This is a genomic window from Novosphingobium sp., assembly GCF_027489515.1.
Classification (GTDB): domain Bacteria; phylum Pseudomonadota; class Alphaproteobacteria; order Sphingomonadales; family Sphingomonadaceae; genus Novosphingobium.
This window is the reverse complement of record NZ_JAIXZS010000073.1, coordinates 1-17,491: the sequence shown is the minus strand read 5'-3', so window position 1 is coordinate 17,491 and position 17,491 is coordinate 1. Positions and strand designations below refer to the sequence as shown.

At 66.3% G+C, this 17,491-nt stretch carries 21 protein-coding genes and 1 tRNA gene; 7 read left to right on the top strand and 15 right to left on the bottom strand.

Features of this window, described 5'->3' with window-relative positions:
• Nucleotides 1-54 precede the first annotated feature (54 nt).
• The 5 genes from Q0082_RS12795 to Q0082_RS12775 are packed head-to-tail and all read right to left on the bottom strand — an operon-like array spanning nucleotide 55 to nucleotide 3,366.
• Nucleotides 55-1,185 (bottom strand): GNAT family N-acetyltransferase, encoded by a 1,131-nt coding sequence (locus Q0082_RS12795; protein WP_298193220.1) that lies wholly within the window; start codon nucleotides 1,183-1,185, stop codon nucleotides 55-57.
• Nucleotides 1,182-1,988 carry a glycerophosphodiester phosphodiesterase family protein gene (locus Q0082_RS12790; RefSeq protein ID WP_298193219.1) on the bottom strand — a complete coding sequence of 269 codons (807 nt, stop codon included), beginning with the start codon at nucleotides 1,986-1,988 and terminating at the stop codon, nucleotides 1,182-1,184. The genes Q0082_RS12795 and Q0082_RS12790 overlap by 4 nt, the downstream gene beginning before the upstream one ends.
• Complete coding sequence (locus Q0082_RS12785) at nucleotides 1,960-2,427, bottom strand: RidA family protein (protein WP_298193218.1); 468 nt, start codon at nucleotides 2,425-2,427, stop codon at nucleotides 1,960-1,962. Before Q0082_RS12785 ends, Q0082_RS12790 begins: the two co-directional genes overlap by 29 nt.
• Before the next feature lie 19 nt (nucleotides 2,428-2,446).
• Nucleotides 2,447-3,067, bottom strand: a complete 621-nt coding sequence (locus Q0082_RS12780) for an HAD family hydrolase (protein WP_298193217.1) — start codon at nucleotides 3,065-3,067, stop codon at nucleotides 2,447-2,449.
• Complete coding sequence (locus Q0082_RS12775) at nucleotides 3,064-3,366, bottom strand: DUF3572 domain-containing protein (protein WP_298193215.1); 303 nt, start codon at nucleotides 3,364-3,366, stop codon at nucleotides 3,064-3,066. The genes Q0082_RS12780 and Q0082_RS12775 overlap by 4 nt, the downstream gene beginning before the upstream one ends.
• 31 nt (nucleotides 3,367-3,397) lie before the next feature.
• Here Q0082_RS12775 and Q0082_RS12770 point away from each other — a divergent pair, with 31 nt between their 5' ends.
• On the top strand, nucleotides 3,398-3,760 hold the full coding sequence (locus tag Q0082_RS12770; RefSeq protein WP_298193213.1) for a response regulator: 363 nt from the start codon (nucleotides 3,398-3,400) through the stop codon (nucleotides 3,758-3,760).
• Between the two features lie 51 nt (nucleotides 3,761-3,811).
• Here Q0082_RS12770 and Q0082_RS12765 read toward each other — a convergent pair whose 3' ends face one another.
• Nucleotides 3,812-4,342, bottom strand: a complete 531-nt coding sequence (locus Q0082_RS12765; protein ID WP_298193211.1) for a hemerythrin domain-containing protein — start codon at nucleotides 4,340-4,342, stop codon at nucleotides 3,812-3,814.
• Nucleotides 4,343-4,438: 96 nt separating this feature from the next.
• Nucleotides 4,439-5,011, bottom strand: a complete 573-nt coding sequence (locus tag Q0082_RS12760; protein ID WP_298193209.1) for a Pycsar system effector family protein — start codon at nucleotides 5,009-5,011, stop codon at nucleotides 4,439-4,441.
• A 145-nt stretch (nucleotides 5,012-5,156) separates the two neighbouring features.
• Here Q0082_RS12760 and Q0082_RS12755 point away from each other — a divergent pair, with 145 nt between their 5' ends.
• Genes Q0082_RS12755 through Q0082_RS12735 form a run of 5 tightly spaced genes read left to right on the top strand, consistent with a single transcriptional unit; the run spans nucleotide 5,157 to nucleotide 9,202 of the window.
• Nucleotides 5,157-5,396, top strand: a complete 240-nt coding sequence (locus tag Q0082_RS12755) for an acyl carrier protein (protein ID WP_298193207.1) — start codon at nucleotides 5,157-5,159, stop codon at nucleotides 5,394-5,396.
• Nucleotides 5,397-5,400: 4 nt separating this feature from the next.
• A complete protein-coding gene (locus Q0082_RS12750) occupies nucleotides 5,401-6,630 on the top strand; it encodes an aminotransferase class I/II-fold pyridoxal phosphate-dependent enzyme (RefSeq protein WP_298193204.1) in 1,230 nt (409 codons plus the stop codon).
• Nucleotides 6,630-7,436, top strand: a complete 807-nt coding sequence (locus tag Q0082_RS12745; protein WP_298193202.1) for a GDSL-type esterase/lipase family protein — start codon at nucleotides 6,630-6,632, stop codon at nucleotides 7,434-7,436. Before Q0082_RS12750 ends, Q0082_RS12745 begins: the two co-directional genes overlap by 1 nt.
• Nucleotides 7,437-7,448: 12 nt before the next feature.
• Entirely contained in the window at nucleotides 7,449-8,969 is a 1,521-nt protein-coding gene (locus Q0082_RS12740; RefSeq protein WP_298193200.1) for a hypothetical protein, read from the top strand.
• Complete coding sequence (locus Q0082_RS12735) at nucleotides 8,939-9,202, top strand: hypothetical protein (protein WP_298193197.1); 264 nt, start codon at nucleotides 8,939-8,941, stop codon at nucleotides 9,200-9,202. Before Q0082_RS12740 ends, Q0082_RS12735 begins: the two co-directional genes overlap by 31 nt.
• A 4-nt stretch (nucleotides 9,203-9,206) precedes the next feature.
• Here Q0082_RS12735 and Q0082_RS12730 read toward each other — a convergent pair whose 3' ends face one another.
• Nucleotides 9,207-11,336, bottom strand: coding sequence for an acetate--CoA ligase family protein (locus tag Q0082_RS12730; protein ID WP_298193195.1), 2,130 nt, complete (start codon nucleotides 11,334-11,336; stop codon nucleotides 9,207-9,209).
• A 138-nt stretch (nucleotides 11,337-11,474) separates the two neighbouring features.
• Between Q0082_RS12730 and Q0082_RS12725 the strand changes: the two genes are divergently transcribed.
• Nucleotides 11,475-11,548: transfer RNA gene (locus Q0082_RS12725), tRNA-Gly, on the top strand.
• Nucleotides 11,549-11,620: 72 nt separating this feature from the next.
• Here the strand turns inward: Q0082_RS12725 and Q0082_RS12720 are convergent.
• From Q0082_RS12720 to dps, 7 genes are all read right to left on the bottom strand, one after another.
• A complete protein-coding gene (locus tag Q0082_RS12720; RefSeq protein ID WP_298193192.1) occupies nucleotides 11,621-12,988 on the bottom strand; it encodes an alginate export family protein in 1,368 nt (455 codons plus the stop codon).
• The gene (locus Q0082_RS12715) at nucleotides 12,985-13,683 is read right to left on the bottom strand and encodes a YoaK family protein (protein WP_298193190.1); all 699 of its coding nucleotides are present in this window, start codon (nucleotides 13,681-13,683) and stop codon (nucleotides 12,985-12,987) included. The genes Q0082_RS12720 and Q0082_RS12715 overlap by 4 nt, the downstream gene beginning before the upstream one ends.
• Complete coding sequence (locus Q0082_RS12710; protein ID WP_298193450.1) at nucleotides 13,683-14,108, bottom strand: DoxX family protein; 426 nt, start codon at nucleotides 14,106-14,108, stop codon at nucleotides 13,683-13,685. The genes Q0082_RS12715 and Q0082_RS12710 overlap by 1 nt, the downstream gene beginning before the upstream one ends.
• A gap of 4 nt (nucleotides 14,109-14,112) precedes the next feature.
• Nucleotides 14,113-15,960 carry an amidohydrolase gene (locus Q0082_RS12705; protein WP_298193449.1) on the bottom strand — a complete coding sequence of 616 codons (1,848 nt, stop codon included), beginning with the start codon at nucleotides 15,958-15,960 and terminating at the stop codon, nucleotides 14,113-14,115.
• Between the two features lie 98 nt (nucleotides 15,961-16,058).
• Nucleotides 16,059-16,325, bottom strand: coding sequence for a DUF1427 family protein (locus Q0082_RS12700; protein WP_298193187.1), 267 nt, complete (start codon nucleotides 16,323-16,325; stop codon nucleotides 16,059-16,061).
• 40 nt (nucleotides 16,326-16,365) lie between these two features.
• Nucleotides 16,366-17,043, bottom strand: coding sequence for a hydrolase (locus tag Q0082_RS12695; protein WP_298193184.1), 678 nt, complete (start codon nucleotides 17,041-17,043; stop codon nucleotides 16,366-16,368).
• Nucleotides 17,044-17,077: 34 nt separating this feature from the next.
• On the bottom strand, nucleotides 17,078-17,491 hold a 414-nt coding region (gene dps, locus Q0082_RS12690), incomplete at its 5' end, for a DNA starvation/stationary phase protection protein Dps (protein WP_298193181.1).

Below are 17,491 nucleotides of genomic sequence, written 5' to 3'. Positions count from 1 at the left end.
GCGCTGACCCCTCCCCATTTGTGCCTTCGGCAAGAACAGGGAGGATCTTGAAGTTCAGCCCTTCTTGAACGGGGTGCGTTCGCCCAGCCACATCTGTTCCTGCGCAACGCCGCGGCGTTCGCGTTCGAGGAAATCACTAACAGCCTCGCGAAAACCCGGATCGGTGATGTAGTGCGCTGACCAGGTCGGAACCGGCTTGTAGCCGCGTGCCAGCTTGTGCTGGCCTTGTGCCCCGGCCTCGACACGCTTCAGCCCCAGCGCGATCGCGGCGTCGATCGCCTGATAGTAGCACAGCTCGAAATGCAGGAAGGGCTTGTCGACGACCGCCCCCCAGTAGCGCCCGTAGAGCGCTTCGCTCCCGATGAAATTGAGCGCCCCTGCTATGGGCCGGTCACCAAGGAAGGCCATGACCAGCAGGATGCGGTCTGCCATTCGCTCACCCATCAGCGTGAAGGCCTCGCGCGTCAGATAAGGCCGGCCCCATTTGCGCGCGCCGGTATCCTGATAGAACACCCAGAACGCGTCCCAGTGCTCAGGGAGGATCGCATCGCCGGACAAGGCACGGATCTCGACGCCCTCCTGCGCCTTTGCGCGCTCCTTGCGCAGGTTCTTGCGCTTTTCTGAGGAGAGCGCGCCAAGGAAATCATCAAAGGTGGCGTATCCTGCGTTGTCCCAATGAAACTGGGTATCGGTGCGCAGGAGCCAGCCGGCTTCCTCGAACAGCGGCAACTGCGCCGGTTCGATGAAGGTGGCGTGGGCAGAGGAGAGGTTGTTCTGTGCGCAGATCTGTTCAGCCACCCGCAGCAGCGGCACACCGAGGGCCGGGTGATCGCCCGTCAGCAGCCGCGGCCCGGTGGCGGGGGTGAACGGCACGCTGATCTGCAGCTTGGGGTAGTATTGCCCGCCCGCGCGATGCCAGGCATCGGCCCAGCTGTGATCGAAGACGTACTCGCCCTGGCTGTGGCCCTTGAGATAGGCAGGGAGCGCAGCGGCGGCAACGCCGGCGGCGTCCTCTATCACCAGGGGCAGGGGCGACCAGCCGCTGCGCCCGCCGACGCTGCCCGATTCCTCGAGCAGCGTGAGAAAGGCGTGGCTGGTAAAGGGATTGCCGTCCCCGGCGAGCGCGTCCCATTCGGCGGCAGGAATTTCGCCGACAGCGTGGTGGACGTGCGCAGTTATGCTCACGAGCGGGGCGCTTTCGGGACCCCCGCTCCTTCCGCGATCGGGCCATCGCCGTGCTTGAGCGCACGCTCGAGGAGTTCGGGCGTGTTCACCGTCCAGGTCAGCACCGGAAATCCGCGTCGCTGCTGCGCGCCAGCGAACCGGCTGGGCATGTCGGTGATATCGTAGGCGAGGAAATCGGGCTGCGCGCGCCACAGCATGATGTGGCGGCGAGTGCGGGCGAAGAGCGTGCGGCTGCCTTCTTCCATCATCACCAACCCGCGCACGACGTGGCTGGAATGGCGCGCAAACCAGCGGGAGACGCGCGGATCGAAGCTCATCACCGCGACCGGGCCGCGATAACCTTCGAGCATGCGGCGCACGGCAAGGCAGATCGCGGGGATGCGGGTGGAGGGCCGGGTCTTGACCTCGATCAGCAGCGGCACGCGGCCCGCAACGAGATCAAGCAGCTGGCGCAAGCTGGGGATCGTGTCTTCGTCGTTGCCGATGATCTTGATCTGGCCGAGCTTGGTGGCGCTGCGTTCGATCACGAGGCCGGTCTCGGCGGTCAGCCGGTCGAGCTCCCAATCGTGGAAGACCATGGCCTGGCCGTCGCTGCTGCGCTGGACATCGCATTCGATGCCGAGCCCGGCCTCGATCGCGGCGGCGAAGGCCGAGAGCGCGTTCTCCGGCCGATAGACGTCATCTGGCCCGGGACCGTGGAGCCCGCGGTGCGCATAGGTCACGCCCTTGAGCCAGGCCACCTTGTCGGCCTGCGGGGGCGGTGCCAGCAGGCGATCAAGCAGGATGGAGAGCAAATACAGCATCGATTTCCACTGCGCAGCCAAGGGGAAGAACAGGCACGCCGACCGCGCTGCGGCTATGCTTGCCGGCCTCGCCAAACACCGCGACCATGAGTTCCGAGGCGCCATTGGCGACCTTGGGCTGATCGGTGAAGTCTGGCGTCGAGGCAATGAAGGCCCCGAGCTTGACCACGCGGGCGATACGGTCGAGCGAGCCCAAGGCTGCCTCGGCCTGCGCGAGCAGCATCAGGCCGCAGCCGCGTGCGGCAATCATGCCTTCCTCGAGGCTGACATTCTCTCCGAGCCGGCCCTTGACCAGCACGCCATCGACGAACGAAACCTGGCCTGAGACATAGAGGAAGCCGCCGGCCTCGACCGTGGGGACATAGGCAGCGACCGGTGCTGCGGGCGCAGGCAGCGTGAGCCCGAGTTCGGCAAGCTTGGCGGCGGCGTTATAAGTCATCGTTCACTCCCCAGAGTCCTCAAACAGCGATGCGGTCCATAAGCCAGGGCAGCGCACGCTCCCACTCGTCGATGCGGGCATGAGCATGGCCCTTTTCGTGCGCGCAATCGATATGGCGCGCGATCATCGGCTCGCCGCAGAGGTGGAGGCGGCTGACATGGGGGGCAATCTCCATCACCGAGCCGTGGTGCTGCGGCAGATCATCGATGAACACCGCGCGGCTCGGCTGATATTCATCGAGGATCGCCTTGAGCGCGGGCCCCTTCGGCCCCTGATTGGTAAACACGCGCGCCTTGATGCCGACGTCGTGGAGCTGGCGGGCGCGGGCCTCGCGCCGCTCATCGTTGAGATTGGTGAGGATGACCACATCGGCATGCTGTGCGAGCGCGTTGATGCCTTCAACCGCGCCGGCAATCGCCGGCTGGCGGTGCATCTCGGTATCGAAGAACAGGCCGAGCAGGCGCCAGATCTCAGGGCCAGGGACGGGATCGCCGGTTCCGGCGTAGCGCATGGCCTTGCTGAAATCGCTGTCTTCCATCACGAAATCGATGCCGTGCTGCTCGCCCAGCCAATCCTTGTAGGGCACGATCATGTGCAGCAGCACTTCATCGCAATCGCTGATCACCAGCGGTTTCGTCATGCAAGTCTCTCCCGGGCCGCAGCCAGATCGGCCGGGGCCATGCCCAGCGCGTCTGCCGCCGTAATCAGATCCGCCTCATGCCCGCAAAGAAACTCGAGCACAGCGCCCTGCACTGCCGGATCGCCAAGCCCGGCGCGCAGCTCATCCGGCGTGAGGCCGGTGAGCGAAAGGAACCGCTCCGCACGCGGCGCGTCGCCCAGAACCCAGCCGAGTGCCTGCAGCGCGGTGGCGGCAGGATCAACGGGAGAGGCGGATGCGCGGGCGATTGTCAGGGCCTTCCGGGGTGAGTAGGCAAGCATCTGGAGCGGGGCATGAGGATATCGGGGCTCAGTGGCAAAAAGAATACTGGTTGTCGAGGACAACGACCTCAACCGTAAGCTGTTCTGCGATGTGCTGAAGGCAGGCGGGTTTGCCGTCGAGCCACTGGCGGATGGGCGTGATGTGCTTGTCCGCGCAAGGGAATTCGTGCCCAATCTGATCATCATGGATATCCAGCTGCCCAACATTTCCGGGCTGGAATTGATCGAAGCCCTCAAGGGCGATCCCGAACTGAGGCCGATCCCGGTGCTGGCAGTGACCGCCTATGCCGGCAAGGGCGACGAGGAGCGCATCCGCGAGGCGGGCGCGGAAGGGTATCTCGCCAAGCCGGTCTCGATCGGGCCATTCATGATGGCGGTAAAGGCGCTGGTTTGAAGCGGCAGACGCGCCGGCCCGGATCGCAATCCGGACCGGCGGTGCGCCCGATCAGGCGACAGGTTCGCCGATGGTAAGTTCCGGCGGGGAGAGCGTGCGCGAGACCGGCGTGGGCAGGCCTTGCGCCTTGATCATCGCTTCGAGCTCGGCACGGCGGGCGGCCATCTGCTCGGCCAGCGCGACGAGATCGACATCAGCAGCGGCAGCCTGCGCGAACATGCCCTCGCGCGACATTTCCTCTTCCTTGACGTGATGCTTGATCTCTTCGGAGAGCACGGTGACCTTGGCCGCGAAGAAGGCCTCGTCAGGCTGGCCGGCCATGAGCTGGCTGATCATGAGCTTCGCGCCGTCGTGCTCGACATAGGCTTCATCGAGGGTGTCATCGTCGATCTTGCCGCGCAGCGCGGGGTAGAAGATTTCTTCCTCGATCGTCGCGTGGATGATCAGTTCGGCGCAGATCTGCATGGCGAGCGTCTTCTGCTTGGGCTTGGTCTTCGCGACCTCGAAGGCTTCGAACAGATCTTCGACTGCGCGGTGCTCGGCCTTGAGCATGGTGACGGCGTCTTTGGGTTTGGGGGGCATGTTGGGTCCTTCGCTCGGGGCCGGCGCGGCAAGGGGCTGCGCCGCACCTTACGAGGCCAAACGCACCGGGCGCCGGTTTGTTGCAAAGGACCGGGGCTATCCCCGCGCCATCATGTATTCGGCGATGAACACCAGCACCGTCAGCGTCAGACCCGCCATGAACAGGCGATAGGCATAACCGAGGAAGCGGTATTTCTTGTGCTGGAGGACCTGGCCGTTCTGGTACATGTCGTGAAGCATGGTGCGGAACACCGTCTCGTCGGCGCGCAGGTCGGCCAGCACGCTTTCGGTCCATTCGTCCTCGTCCATCGCCGTGAACGTGCCGAAGAACAGCTTGTTGGGGCGCTGCGGCGCGGCCGAGCGCGAGGGCCCGCCGATCGAGGGCAGAACCGCTGTCACCGCGCACATTGCCGACGCGAAGGCGAAGGCGGCAAGGACGAGCAACGAGGCGGGGAGGTGGCCGTTCTTGGCCTGCCCCATGGTGATGGTGAAGACCACGAAGGTCGCACCCATCAGGATCGACGCCTTGGAATCGGCCATCTGGCTGAGCGTGAGATTGATGCCCTGCGCGGTGCGGACCAGATGGATCGCATGGTTGGAATAGCCCGACGGCGAGAGGGGAGAGGGCGTCGGCTTTGGCGGCTCTACTGGCGGTGTCTGCTCGGCCAAGGGCACTCTCCCACGCTCGCTCTGCCCGCATGGGCGAGATATCCGGGGATGCCACAAGGCCGGAGCGCTTGACAAGCGGGTGCGCTGGCCGCTTTTCAGCCTTATTCTTGGGGCAGAGGCGCCTCAAAGCCGGAGAATACGAAACATGGATCGCGCCACTATCGCCGCCCGCATTGCCGAAGTGATCGAACCGTTCAACAAGAACGGGATCGCCATCACCGAAGCCACTTCGTTTGCCGGGGACCTCGAGTGGGACAGCCTCACCGTGATGGACTTCGTGGCCGCGATCGAGGACGAGTTCGACATCATCATCAGCATGAATCAGCAGGCCGAAATCGAAACCTATGGCCAGCTGATCGATGCCGTGACCACGCTGCAGGGCTGACCCAATGAACGACATGACGCCGCCTGAAATGCAGGCAACCGACCTTTTCTCGAAGTTCGATCCCCTGATCGAAACGCGCCGTTCGCTGCTGGCAACGGGCGTGACCGATCCGTTCAGTCTGGTGATGGAGAAAGTGCTCTCCCCCACCACCGCGATCTGCAGCGGACGCGAGACGATCCTGCTCGGTACCTACAACTACATGGGCATGACCTTCGATCCCGATGTGATCGCGGCGGGCAAGCAGGCGCTCGATGATTTCGGCAGCGGCACGACCGGCAGCCGGGTGCTCAACGGCACTTATGCGGGCCACCGCGCGGTGGAGGATGCGCTCAAGGAATTCTATGGCATGGACCATGCCATGGTGTTCTCGACCGGCTATCAGGCCAACCTCGGCATCATCAGCACAATCGCCGGCAAGGGCGATTACATCGTGCTCGACATCGACAGCCACGCCTCCATCTGGGACGGCTGCAAGATGGGTGACGCCGAAGTGGTGCCCTTCAAGCACAACGATATCGAGGCGATGGAAAAGCGCCTCAAGCGCATTCCCGAGGGCGCGGGCAAGCTGGTCGTGCTCGAAGGCGTCTATTCGATGCTGGGCGATATCGCGCCGCTCAAGGAAATGATCCGCATCGCCAAGGAAAACGGCGCGATGGTGCTGGTCGATGAAGCGCATTCGATGGGCTTCATCGGGCCCAACGGGCGCGGCGTGGCCGAGGACCAGGGCGTGCTGGAGGATGTCGACTTCGTCATCGGCACGTTCTCCAAGTCGGTCGGCACGGTGGGCGGCTTCTGCGTTTCGAACCACCCGAAGTTCGAGATCATGCGGCTGGTATGCCGGCCCTATGTGTTCACCGCCAGCCTGCCGCCGAGCGTGGTGGCCACCGCGGCGACCTCGATCCGCAAGCTGATGCATGCGGGGAACAAGCGGGCACACCTCTGGGAAAACTCGCGCACGCTGCACGGCGCGTTGACGCAGCTTGGCTTCAAGCTGGGCACTGCGGAGCCGCAGAGCGCGATCATTGCGGTGATCATGCCCGATCTGGAGCGCGGCGCGATGATGTGGGAAGCGCTGCTGCGCGAAGGGCTCTACGTGAACCTCGCCCGCCCGCCCGCAACGCCGGCGGGCATGACCCTGCTGCGCTGCTCGCTCTGCGCCGAGCATACGGCCGAGCAGGTGGGGATCATCACCGGCATGTTCGAGCGCGCCGGCAAGGCCGTGGGCATCATCTGATGCGGTTGCAGGCGGCGATGGCCGCGGCGCTGGCATTGCTTGCAAGCCCTGCATTTGCGCAGACTGCCCCGGCACCCAGCTTCCCACCGCCCTCCCCGCCCGTCACCGCACCGGGTGACGGGATGCTGGACAAGCCCTGCCCCGACCAGACCGGCCTGTGGTTCGGCCATCCGTACGTGAAGGCCAACGACTGGGCGTGGGAATGCAAATACGCCGAGGCGGACAAGCAGCTCGCCGCGCGGCCGCGCGTGGTGTTCATCGGCGATTCGATCACAGAAGGCTGGGTACCGCTGGCGCCCGCGCTGTTTGCGAGCGGCGCAGTGGGGCGCGGGATCAGCGGACAGACGAGCCCGCAGATCCTCGTGCGGTTCTATCAGGACGTGGTGCGGCTGCGCCCACGCGTGGTGCACATCATGATCGGCACCAATGATCTCGCCGGCAACACCGGGCCGAACAGCGCGGAGATGTATCAGAATCACGTGCTGGCGATGGTCGACATTGCGCGCGCCAACGGGATCGGCGTGGTGCTGGGAAGCATCCTGCCGGCAGCCAAGTTTCCGTGGAAGCCGGCACTGGCACCGGCAAGGCAGGTCGTGGCGCTCAATGCCTGGCTGCGGGAGGTCGCGCGGGTGCGCGGCGCCGTCTATGCCGATTATCATGGCGCGCTGGTGAATGCAGAGGGCGGCATGAACGCCGACGTGGCGCCTGACGGCATCCATCCCAATGCCAAGGGCTATGCCATCATGGAGCCGATCACCCGCGCCGCAATCGCCGAAGCAGAGAAGTTGGCGGCGCCGCAGCGCTAAAGATTGCCAGACATGGCCGCCCGTGCCAGCCTTTGTGTCAGCAGGGGAGGCAAGTCGTTTAGCAAGGCCGTTGTCCATTCGATCGTCGGTGCGTTTCTGCTGGGTCTGGCTGGGCCGGCGATGGCGCAAGCGGGCCACGATATGGGCAGCCACGACAGGCAGGCGCCCTCCACCGGCAAGCCGATGAGCGAGGCGCAGACCGCGGAGGGCGCAGCCAAGGCGGCGCAGCCCGGCCATGGCGACCACGCGGACCATGCCTCGCATGACGACAACGCCGTCCCCAAAGTGCCGACACTGCTGACAGGGTATGGCAACGGCGGCTTTGCGATCACCACCACGGTCCCGGCGGCGCAGGCGTTCTTTACCAACGGGCTCGAACTGGGCGCGGCCTTTGCGCACAAGGCGGCGATTGCCGCGATGGGCGAGGCGGTGCGGCTCGACCAGACTTGCGCGATGTGCCTGTGGGGCGAGGCGCTCGTGTCCGGTCCGACGATCAACTATGGCAGCGAGCCTGATGAACGCGCGCCGCTGCTGATCATGGCGCGCAAGGCCAAGGCACTGGCTGCGACAAACGGCACCGCGCGCGAGCGGGATCTGATCGACGCGCTGATCCTGCGCTACTTGTCGGGCAAGAACGTCCACGCGCGCGATGTGGCCTATGCCGCGGCGATGCAGAAGCTGGCGGCGCGCTACCCCGCAGACAACGAGATCGCGGTGCTGACCGCGGATGCGCTCATGGTCTCCTCCTTCGTGGAGAATGCTGACGATTTCGACCACAAAGCGATCGACGCGGCGATTGCGCTGCTGGAAACCGTGCTCAAGCGCGCGCCCGAGCATACCCCGGCGATCCATTTCTACATCCACGCCACCGAAGTTTCGGGCGACCCGGCCAAGGCCGAGCGCTATGCCGACAAGCTGGCGAACCTTGCGCCAAATGCCAGCCACCTTGTCCACATGCCAAGCCACACCTTCTTCTGGGTGGGGCGCTATCAGGATGCCGCCGATACCAACTGGCGCGCGGTGGAGATCGGCAAGGCCAATGCCCGGCGGCTCGGCCTGCCCGAACCCAAGGGCGTGTGGGACCTGCCCTACCATTCGCACAACGTGATCTTCGGCCTCGGCGGGGCGATGATGGCGGGCGATTCGCGCACTGCGCTCAATCTGGCCCGACCGCTGGTGGAACGGTCCGCCGAACGCGAGAAGGCCGAGCCGTTTTCGCAGATGCTGGCGGCAGCGGGCTACTTCGCGATGGCGCGGTTCGATGATCCCGCAGCGGTGCTGGCGCTGGCCGAGCCAAAGCTGCCCTACCTCAAGGCGGCGCGGCACTATGCGCGCGGCGAGGCCTTGGTCTGGCTGCGCGATCTCGCCGGAGCCAAGGCGGAGCTTGCAGCGATCCCGGACCATGTCGCCGAGAAGGGCAAGGACGGCAAAATCCACCGCGACAACCGTGCGCCCGAACAGATGCTGGGCATCACGCGCGGGGTGCTCGAACCCGCATCGCCATGGCGGAAGGGCGCACCAAGGACGCGGTGAAGGCCTTCACGGCGGCGGCGGATATCGAGGAAACCAAGGATTTCATGCAGTTTTCCGACCCGCCGGCGTTCTGGTATCCGGTGCGGCGCGATGTCGCGGCGGCGCTGCTGGCATCGGGTGATGCGGCAGGCGCGCGGACAGCAGCAGAGCAATCGCTGCGGCTCCGGCCGAGGGATGCGGTGGCGGAAGACTTGCTGCGGCGCGCGGAGGGGATGGTCCCCTCAGCGCACTGAACCCTCAACCTTCGACCAGCATCAGTGCATCGAGCGCAACGACGCCCTGCCCCTTGGGGTGCAGGATCACCGGGTTGAGATCGACTTCCCGGATGCGCGGTTCAGCGCGCAGCACGCGGCCGAGCGTGACAATGAGCTGCGCGAGCGCGGGGACATCGAGCGCGGGCGCGCCGCGGTAGCCTGCAAGGATCGCCGCGCTCTTGAGCTTCATCAGTTCAGACTCAACCGCTTCGGCCGTCATGTCGGCAGCGAGGAGGCGCACATCGCCGAGGATCTCGGCAGTGACGCCGCCGAAGCCGGCAAGCAGGACCGGGCCCCATTCGGGATCGTTCTTCGCCCCGACGATCATTTCCACCCCGCGCGCGCCCATGCCCTCGATCAGCACGCCGTCGAGCTGGATCGCTGCGGAATAGGCGGCGACGCTGGCGTGCATCCTGTCCCACGCGGCGCGCACGGCGGCGGCATCGGCAAGGTTCAGGATCACGCCGCCGGCATCGCTCTTGTGGCTGAGCGCGGCAGCCTGCGCCTTCATTGCGACGGGATAGCCAAGCGCTTCGGCAGCAGCGACGGCGGCGTCGGCGCTCGCGGCAAACGTGCCTGCAGGGAAGGGAATGCCGAGCGGGCCGAGCAGCGCCTTGGCCTGATATTCGGGGATCACGCCGGCGTGATCGGCAAGACCGGGCACGGGCAGCGGCGCTTCGGTGCCCGCCGTCACATCCCGCGCCGAGAACTGCGTGAGGCGGGTGATCGCGCGGAGCGCGCGCTCGGTGGTGGGGAACCAGGGAATGCCCGCCGCGCGCAATGACGCGATGCGTTCCGGCGGAACGGCAGCGCCTTCATCGAGCCCTGCGAAGATCAGCGGCTTGGTCAGCGGCTTTGCGGTGGCCGCGGCAAGGATCGGCGGGAACTTGATCGCGCAGGTCACCGCCTCAGCCTGGATGATGCCCGCGAGGACCGTGCCGACGCGCGGATCATCGAGCAGCGCTTCGAGGCAGCGGGTGTAGATCGCCGGTTCGGAGAGGCCCTGCGCGGTGATATCGAGCGGATTGCTGACCGGCACGAACGGCGGCAGCGCGGCGCGCAAGGCAGGCGAATCCGCGTCATGCAGCGGGGCGAGCGGCAGGCCGAGCGCCTCGGCCAGATCGAGCGTGAGCGCCTTGAACGCGCCGGACTCGCCGAGCACCGCCGTCTCGCCCGCAGGCAGCGCGGGGCAGCGCAGCGCAATTTCGGCAATATCGCCCAGTTCTTCGAGCGTTTCGGCCATGATGACCCCGGCGCGGGTGACCTTGGCGCGCATCAGGGCATAGTCGCCCGCCATGGCACCGGTGTGGGTCGCGGCGGATTCGCGCGCGGCGCTGGAGGTGCCGGGGTGGAGGAGGACGATCGGCTTGCCCGCCGCCGCCGCGCGTGTGGCGGCGGCAAGGAAACGCTCGGGCTTCCTGAACTGCTCGACGATCATGGCGATGACATGGGTGTCGGGCTGATCGATCAGCCAGTCGACATAGTCCTCGACGCCGCTCGCTGCCTCGTTGCCGGTCGAGACCGAGTACGACACGCCGCAATCGCGGGCGAGGAGCACGGTGCCGAGCACGGCGGCCATTGCGCCCGATTGCGAAACGATGCCGATAGCGCGCTTGCCCGCCGGGGGACGCGCATCAGTCTCGACAAAGGTGAGCGGAATGCGGTCTACGTAGTTGACGAGGCCGAGGCAGTTGGGGCCTTCGACGACCATGCCGGCTTCGGCTGCGATGCGCGCGATCTCGCGCTGTTCGGCAAGGCCTTCGGCGCCGCCTTCGGCGAAACCGGCAGCGAAAATCACCACCCCGCCGACTTTGCGCGCGGCAAGCGCCCGCACCGCATCGAGCACGCCGGCGCGCGGGATGGCTAGGACAGCCGCATCGACGCCCTCGGGCAGCGCCTCGATCCCCGGCAGGCAGGTGCGGCCACCCAGCGTCTCGCGCTTGGGATTGATCGGATAGATCGTGCCGGAGAAACCGTTCGCATCGAGATTGGACAGGAGCGTGGTGCCGAGCGCGCCCGGCTTGTCCGATGCGCCAACCACCGCGACCGAGCGCGGCCGCAAAAGCCGCTCTAGCGCCGGAACGACTGGGACGGACGCGGAATTGTCGGGCACTTTGCTCTCCGGGTTAGGTTATATCTTATAACAATAGCGGCTGCAGCGAAGCAGGGCAAGGCGCACGACACCTGCCGGCAAGGGCAGCAGGCGAACGGTTGACGGAGGGGCGCGCAGCATGGCAGAGGCCAAAGCGCTGCGGGTATAGCTTAGTGGTAAAGCACCAGCCTTCCAAGCTGGCTATGCGGGTTCGATTCCCGCTACCCGCTCCATCCCCCAGTTCGCAAATGTTCGCATCCGTCTGAGCGGTACGATGGACGCGCCCACACGCGGGAGGGGCAGCACTAAAACTTCAGCATCGCTTCGAGCCCACCCATGTGGATGGCGCGGGCAAGGCCGGTTTCCCTGAGGAAGGCGCCTGCCCGAAAAAGGGACAGCGACGCGGCGAAGGAGATCGTCGCGCTTGCCTTCCAGCTGGCGCTCAATTCGAGCTGGTCGCCGATGTGGCGCGCCTTGCTGCCCCCGGCAGCGCGGATCTCCTGACCGGGGATGTCGTAGACGCCATCGGCCAAGGCGGCCCGCCAATAGGAAATTTCGGTCAGTTCGAGGGTGACGCTCTTGGCGAGCGCCAGATCGATCCCCGGGTGCAGGTTCAGAATGTTGCGCGGACCGATCGGGGACAGCTCACCGAAGTATTTTCCTTTCGGAAACATGGCGTTGAATGTTTCGAGCTGGCCATCTCCGGGTTTGCGGTCACCGCTGGCAAGGTTCGCACGTAGCCGCACACGCGGCTTGAAGCGCGCCGCAGGGAAGGAAAGCGCCGTCTCAGTCGCGAGAGACCATGCCCTGATGCGCTGGCCGGCGAACCGTCCGCGTTGGACCATGATCTCGCAGTTCCACGCGAGCCTGCCGCGATTGCCGAACGCGCGAATGCCGAAGGTCTTGCGGTTTTCCACACCGGTCCGCCCACCGAACCGCGCCACGCTGTTGCGGTAGCCGAGCAGATAGACGTCGAAGCCTATGCCGGGGGCTGCAGTCCAGGTGGCATAGGCACCGTCCAGCCGGCGCGTGTCGGACGTGCGGTCATCGAAATCGCCTAGCCCCACCTGCACCGGGCGTACGTGGAAGGCATCGAGCCGGAACCGCCCACGGCTGAGCATGATGCGCGCCCCGTCGAAGGCCTGCGGGATGTTAGGCCCATAGCGCAGCCCGACGAGCCGCTCGGAGCCAAGCCCGATCAGTTCGCGCCCTGCGCGCAGCGTGATCGAACCCGATCCCGGCAGCGCAAGCCGCAGATCGGCAAAGCCTTGCAGCAGATCCACGCCCGTCTCGTCGGCAGGCCCCTTGCGCCCGGAGAGACCCCGGACATAGCCGGCAATCGGCTGGACAAAGCCCCGCACCGGCCCGGCCTGAACATCGACATAGGGCATCGCGCGCAGCCAGAGGTAGGTCGTGTCGGGCTCGTCCCCCCAGAGCGGGTTGTCGAATCCCTCGTAGCGCGCGCGCAGTTCCAGCCCGAAAGTGGCATGCGCCGCACTGTCTCCATCAAGCTTCAGGAACTTGAGGCCCTCGATCCCGGGCTTGCCGGCATTGGCGGACCAGTCTTCGTCATAACGCAGATTGGTCATGCGGGGCGGCTCCGCCAAGGCAGCCGTGCCTGCCAGCAATGCCACCGATCCCGCCGCTGCGCGCAGGACCCCGAGCAGGCTCACCGCTCAAGGTCCGCCATCAGCGGGTGACGGGCGAAGATGAGCGTACCGAGGAGCACCAGTCCGCCCGTCAGCGCCAGTGTCGCCGTCAGGCCCGCATGCAACACCAGCAGGGCACCCACGAGAGCTCCGGCAAAGATCGAAGCGACGGCGCCAAGGCGCACAGGCAGGTTCGGCGCATCCCCTGCCGCGAACCGGGAGTCCGAGGCAATGCCGGTGATGGTCAGCGTGAGCACCGTGGTCGTGAGATCGGGCACCTTGAGCTGGCGCACGACGGCGTTGCGAAAGCCCATCGCGGCAGAGACAAGCGCGAGGATCGTCACCAGCTTCCAGAGCGGCTCGCCGCGGGCCACGTCGAAGCCGGTCGCGGCCAGCGATGCGAGCAGAAGCAGCACGGTTTCGATGCCGGCAGCGACCAACAGCCAATCGCGCAGCACGTGCGAGCCGCGGGTGCGCCAGATCCGCCCGGCCACCGCTGCGCCGATCATGAAAGCCGCCAGCGCCACGATAAACGGCAGCGGCGAGAAGCCCGGCGCACCGGCGACAGCAAAGGCGAGAAACACCACGTTGCCGGTCATGTTCGCGGTGAACACCTTGCCGAGGCAAAGGATGCTCGCGGCATCGAGCATGCCAGTCGTGCCCGAGAGCAGCAGCAGCAGCCGCAAAAGCGGCACCGGCGTCTTCGGCTGGCTGGCCACTAGAGGCGCCCCTCGCGCCGGGCATGTTCGGCGACGAGCGCCGCCAGCACGAAGCCGCCGATCAGCCCGAGATGCTCGAAGAAGGCGTTGGTAGCGGCAAACCGCTCTGGCCCGGCCATCACCCAGAAGGCATTGGCCTTGAACGCGGCAAGCAGCGTGAACACGCCGAGCATCCCTGCCCCGAGCCAGACCAGCCGTCCAGTGAGGATCAGCAGCGGCCCCGCGATCTCAACCGTGATGGTCAGCCCGGCCCACAGTGCAGGCGGGCTCATCCCGAAGTGCGCCTGTTCGGCCACGGCGCCGGGCCAGTCGGTCAGCTTGGCGAAGGCGCCGATCAGATAGGCGCCGACGAGCAGGAGCCGGGCGACAAACCACACCGGCGGCCAATCGAGCAGCCAGTGGACCATGCGCGGTTCGGGGTCCATCATGTCAGACCGCCCAGCACCCGCAGCCGAGTGCACCCCAGAAGCCCTGCACATCGGCCGCTGGAGCCGCCGTGCCCAATGCGCGGGCATGGTCATGCCCGTGGACCTGGCAGGCCGAAGCGCAGCCGCAGGCCGCCGCCAGCTTGGCCGCCGTCTCCGGCTCGCGGTGATAGCCGCCGACGGTCCGCACTGGCGACCAGTCCGGCATAGGCGGAGGGAGCGCGGGAGCGAGCCCGGTAAAGGTCCCTTCGCCGTGGACAACGCGGCCACCCAGCAGGGTGAGCACAGAACGGATATGAGCAATCTCGTGCTCGGGCACCGCGAAGTAATCGGCCGAGAGCAGAACGAGATCGGCAAGCTGCCCAGCCTTGATCTGCCCCTTCTTGCCCACTTCGCTGGAGAACCAGGTGTTCTCGTGCGTCCACATCGCCAGCGCCTTTTCGCGGCTCACCCGGTTGGCGCCGGGATAGAGCGACAAGCCGCCCACGGTCCGACCGGTGACCAGCCAGGAGAGCGAGACCCATGGATTGTAGCTCGCCACCCGCGTCGCGTCGGTGCCCGCACCGACGGGAATGCCAGCCGCGAGCATCCTTGCGATCGGCGGCGTGCGTTCGGCGGCGCGGCGGCCATAGCGCTCGACGAAGTATTCGCCCTGGTAGGCCATGCGGTGCTGCACCGCGATGCCGCCGCCGAGCGCCGCGATGCGGTCGATATTTCGGTCGCTGATTGTCTCGGCATGGTCGAAGAACCAGTTGATGCCGCTCAGCGGAATGTCGCGGTTGACCTTCTCGTAGACATCGAGCGCGCGGCCGATGGTCTCATCGTAGGTGGCATGGAGCCGCCAGGGCCAGCGATGTTCGGCGAGGAGGCGGATGACGGGCTCGAGATCGCCCTCCATATTGGGCGGCATATCGGGCCGCGCGACGCGGAAGTCCTCGAAATCGGCGGCGGAGTAGACCAGCATCTCGCCCGCGCCGTTGTGCCGATAGGTATCGTCGCCCTGCCCCGGGCTGACCTGCTTCACCCAGCCGGCAAAGTCCGCGAGTTCTTCCTTCGGCTTCTGCGTGAAGAGATTGTAGCTGATCCGCACGGTCATCTGCCCGTCGGCATGCAGCTTCTCGATCACGCGATAGTCATCGGGGTAGTTCTGGAAGCCGCCGCCCGCATCGATCACGCTGGTGACGCCCAGCGAATTGACCTCGCGCATGAAGTGGCGGGTCGAATTGATCTGGTAGTCCTCGGGCAGCTTGGGCCCCTTGGCGAGGGTCGAATAGAGGATCGTCGCGTTGGGCTGGGCAAGCAGGAGCCCGGTGGGATTGCCTGCACTGTCGCGTACGATTTCGCCGCCGGGCGGGTTCGGCCTATCCTTGCCATAGCCCACCACGCGCAGCGCCGCCGCATTGAGCAGCGCGCGGTCGTAGAGGTGGAGGATGAACACCGGCGTATCGGGCGCGACCGCGTTGAGTTCGGCGAGCGTGGGCAGGCGCTTTTCGGCAAACTGGTGCTCGGTGAAGCCGCCGACGACGCGCACCCATTGCGGCGCGGGGGTGCGATCGACCTGGGCTTTCAGCATGGCCATGGCGTCCGCCAGTGTCGGCACGCCGTCCCAGCGCAGCTCCATGTTGAAGTTCAGCCCGCCCCTGATGATGTGCATGTGGCTATCGATGAGGCCGGGGATCAACCGCCGCCCGCCTGCGTCGATCAGCGCGGCGTCGGGCGCCGCAGCGCGCACATCGGCTTCGCTGCCGACGGCGAGGATACGGCCCTCGCGGATCGCCACGGCCTCGGCACGCGGATTGGCGCAGTCGAGCGTGGTGACAAGCGCGTTGTGAATGATGAGATCGTCGGTCATCGGTGCGGTCCTTGGGGACGCGGCGCGCAGACGCGCGGGCAGGAGCGAGAGCGCGGCGGCCCCGGCGAGCCCGGAGAGCGTGCCGCGCCGGGTCGCGCTCATGACTGGTGCGGCTGGGCGGAGGACGAAGGCGCTGCGGCGGGTGGCAGTCCCGTCACCCGCGCGGCGCAGTTGGTCCTCCAGAATGAAGCGACCTCCTGCCCATGCCAGATCCGTATCGCCAGGGGCACAGCCTGTTCGCCCAGCAACATGCCGAGCAATCCGATCAGCGCGATCGCGGGAGGGGCGGGCGATCGCGTACCGAGCAGGCTGTAGATCGCGCCGACAAGCAGCCCGATGCCAAGTGCGACAAGATAGGGTTTCATGGGCAGGAGGTCTCCCGGGCAGGCCGACGGGTGGGAGGGGTCAGTGGCCTGCCGGGTGCGGTGCCTCATGCGCAAAAGCACCGCGCTGGGGGGCCTTGTGGACCATGGTATAGGCGTAATCGACACCCATGCCGTAGGCGCCGAAGTGCTCGCGCACGATGTCCATCACACCGTTGTAGGTATCGCGGTGCGCCCAGTCGCGCTGCAGTTCGAGCAGCGCGTTGATCGTGGTGAGCGGGTGGGCACCGGCCTGCTCCATGCGGCGGATCGCGGCCTCATGCGCTTCGGGCGACGTGCCACCCGAGGCATCGGTAACGAAGTAGATCTCGAAGCCTTCCTCGATCGCGCAGAGCGTGGGGAAGAGCAGGCAGGCCTCGGTCCAGAGCGCTGCGATCACCAGCTTCTTGCGCCCGCTCGCTTTCACCTGGGCGACCAGCTCGTCCGAATCCCACGAGTTCATCGAGGTCCGCTCGATCGGCTTCTGCTGCACCACGTCCATGAGTTCGGGCCAGATGTAGCCCGAGAAGGACTCGGTCTCGACCGCCGTAATGATGGTCGGCACGCCGAACAGCTTGGCCGCCTTGGCGAGGGCGACGGTGTTGTTCTTGAGCAGCTGCCGGTCGATGCTGGTGACACCAAAGGCCATCTGCGGCTGGTGATCGATGAAGATGAACAGCGTGTCGTCGGCATTGATCAGTTTCTGGGATCGGAAGGACATGGGATGCTCCTGTCGGAAAAGGGGGTGGCCCGGTTCAGTGCGCCTGGAGATGCGCTTCGAGGAACCAGAGCTGCTTGTCGGTTTCGCGCGAGATCTGGGTGAACAGGTCTGCGGTATCGGCATCGCCCGCGAGCGTGGCCTGATCGATCGCATCGCGCGCGGCCTTGCCGAAAGCGCCGAGGCTGGCGGAAAGCGCCTTGAGATGCGCCTCGCCGCCGCTCGCCTCGATCGGGTAGCCGTAGAGCGTGGAGTTGGCGGCGGTCGTCGCGATGCGGCCGTCAGCGACATGGCCGAGCGTGGTGATCCGCTCCGCCAGCAGGTCCACGAAATCCTCGATCTCGCCGTGCAGGCGGTCGAACAGTTCGTGGAGCTGGAGGAAGTGCGGGCCCTTCACGTTCCAGTGCGCCTGCTTGGCCTGCGCTTCGAGATCGAGCGCATCGGACAGGCG